The sequence below is a fragment of the Frankia sp. CgJB1 genome (genome assembly GCF_977947065.1).
In genome coordinates, this window is record NZ_CDWTNB010000291.1 from 1 (window position 1) to 2,546 (window position 2,546).

2 protein-coding genes and 2 pseudogenes are annotated in these 2,546 nt (G+C 69.3%); 2 read left to right on the plus strand and 2 right to left on the minus strand.

Annotated elements, in window-relative coordinates; translation table 11 throughout:
* Both AC08OT_RS19990 and AC08OT_RS19995 read left to right on the plus strand, forming a co-directional pair.
* Positions 1 to 294: AAA family ATPase (locus AC08OT_RS19990; RefSeq protein WP_476603204.1), on the plus strand; the 294-nt coding region annotated here is incomplete at its 5' end.
* Between the two features lie 592 nt (positions 295 to 886).
* On the plus strand, positions 887 to 1,651 hold the full coding sequence (locus AC08OT_RS19995) for a PIG-L deacetylase family protein (protein WP_476603205.1): 765 nt from the start codon (positions 887 to 889) through the stop codon (positions 1,649 to 1,651).
* A gap of 86 nt (positions 1,652 to 1,737) precedes the next feature.
* Here AC08OT_RS19995 and AC08OT_RS20000 read toward each other — a convergent pair.
* Together AC08OT_RS20000 and AC08OT_RS20005 are read right to left on the minus strand one after the other, a co-directional pair.
* Positions 1,738 to 1,983: pseudogene (locus AC08OT_RS20000) on the minus strand (IS607 family transposase); the annotation flags it as partial.
* A gap of 11 nt (positions 1,984 to 1,994) precedes the next feature.
* Positions 1,995 to 2,546: pseudogene (locus tag AC08OT_RS20005) on the minus strand (hypothetical protein); the annotation flags it as partial.

Sequence of the window (2,546 nt, forward strand, 5' to 3'; positions counted from 1 at the left end):
AGACAGAACAGCCGGAACCAACACACCGACGACCATCAAGATCCAACTAGTAGAAGCGGCATTGAGGCGAGCCCACGGGGCAGTATCGCGCTGCTTCGGGCCGTCCAGGTGCGTGCCGCGTCGCAGGGACGGGCCTTCGTGACCCCCGACGACGTCAAAGCGATGGCCAAGCCGGTCCTGGCACACCGGCTGGTGCTGAGCCCCGAGGCGGAACTGCGCCGCGTCATCGCCGAGGACGTCGTGGACGAGGTCGTCGAGACCATCCCGTCCCCGCGTCGTCTCGTCAGTATCTGACCGTGGCGCCCTGGTCGGCCGACATCGGGCGCCGGGTAGGACCGCCGGGGCGGAGCCCACGTAAGTGGCGCAGTCGTAGCGTGTCGGCCAGTGACGGCCCCGGTAGTCGACGGTCGCCACCGCTTCAGCGGGGCACGACGCATCCTGCGGAGCCGGCTGGCTCGGGGGCGCGGCGGCCGGTCCGTCGTGGCGACCGGTGGCGAATCCGATGGCCGGGGCCACCGATCGTCCGGCCGTGGGCCCGCGACGACGACCGGTCGGAGTCGGCGGTCCCAGACCGTCCGTCGCGAGGGGGGCGTGCGGCCCTTCACCGGGATCAGGACGCGGACGACCTTCCGGCCGGGGAAGTGACCGGAACGCGGGCTCCCGGGTGTTTTCGACGGGTACCGTCGCTCAAGCCCAGCGCAGTCCCGCCCCGCCCACCCTGCTTGCGACGTGGGCACACCCGGGAGGGTGGGGCTGTGCCCGGAGGATGGGCTGTGATGGTGCCGGCCGGCGTCGTGGGCGCGCCACGCCGCCCCGTGCGTGTGGCGTTGCCGATGACTGCACCGATGTCCGTGCGGTGCCGCGCTGTATGCCGTATGGAAGAACGATGCAGGAGGAACGCGTGGCGGACGAGCGTCGGCCCTTCGCCGACGACAGCGGGACCCCCGAATCGGTCTGGCAGGGATGGGATCCGGGGTGGGCGGAGCTGGATCTGACCGTTCCGCCCACGAATGCGGTGATCGTGGCTCCCCACCCGGACGATGAGGTGCTGGGCATCGGTGGCCTGATGACCATCCTGTCCACGCTGAGCGTGTCGCTCACCGTTGTTGCGGTAACCGACGGCGACGCATCCCATCCCGGATCTCCGACGCTGTCGCCGGCCGAGCTTGCGCGGCGACGGGTGGCGGAACAGCATTCCGCTCTCGCCGAACTCGGACTGGCCCAGGTGCCGGTGCATCGGGTCGGCCTGCGCGACGGGCGGGTCGCCGGGCACGAGGAGCTGTTGGCCGACCAGCTGGAACCGTTGATCACCGCCGACGGGTGGCTGCTCGCAACGTATGCCGGGGATCGTCATCCAGATCATGAGGCGACGGGTCGGGCGGCGGAGATCGCCGCCGCGCGGACGGGCACCCGGCTGCTCGAGTACCCCGTCTGGACCTGGCACTGGGCGGTGCCGGACGACCCGCGAGTTCCCTGGGCCAGGGCGCGACGGGTGCATCTTCCTGTCGACGTGCAGCGGGCCAAGCAGCGAGCGATCGACTGCTACCGCACCCAGATTGCTCCGCTTTCAGCCCATCCGGCCGATGCTGCGGTGCTTTCGGCCGAGGCCCTGGCGCGGCTCCTGCGCCCAGCCGAGACGGTCTTCGTCTGACCGTTGCGAGTCATGAAGCATGAGTAGGCCCCTTGCTCGCAGCCACCTGTTGCCGGATGGCGGCCCTACAGCCGGAGCAGGTCTTCGAGCTCACGTCCGGTTGCCCATGCGGTGACACGGGCAACCTGCCGGTCAAGGCCGGGGTACTGGCCGGCGGAGGAGACCCGCGCGTACACCGCGACGGCTCCCGTGGGGCGTTCGACGGCGGACGGCTCGACCAGGATCAGTCGCCCGACCCGGCGCGCCGGTACGGGCAGCTTCCCTTCCCGAAACCAGCGGTAAGCGGTGACGTAGTGGACACCCTCACGCTCCGCCCACTGCTTCAAGTTCACTCACACATCACTTACTCAAAAGCCAGCAGGTCGCTGCCCCGCGGGGACATCTCCCGCAGCGGCAGGCCGCGGTCGTCGAAGGCCGCGTCGTCCGCTCCGGTGATTCCGAAGACGGTCGGCCTGGTGTCGATCCAGCGATTGATCAGCCAGTGCAGCAGGTTGATGGTGACGACCGCCGGAGCGACGACGGCGGCGACCCCGGGAATCGCCGGCTCCAAGGCCAGGGACAGCACGATGCTCGTGATGCCGTTCTGCTGGGAAGCGGCCAGATAAACCCGGTCACGTCGGGACATGCGGTGGGTAAGAAGGTAGCCGACGAGACCCTGTGCGGCGAAGGCTGCGGCTCCCAGAGCGGCCCCGTGCACAAAGGCGATTCCGTCGGAGAGAAGCAGGCCGAGCGCGATCGCCGCCCCATAGAACGCGACCCGTACGGTCCTCTCCACGAGGTGGGGGAAGAAGTCGTCCCCGCGCTCGGGGAAGAGCTTGGCATCGGGACGGAGGATCAGCCCACCGATTGCCACCGCCAGCATGAGAAAGAACCCTGCTCCTACCATGATCAGTAT

Coding starts and splice junctions, on each gene's coding strand:
- AC08OT_RS19995 (WP_476603205.1), top strand. CDS start 887: ATGCAGGAGGAACGCGTGGCGGACGAGCGTCGGCCCTTCGCCGACGAC.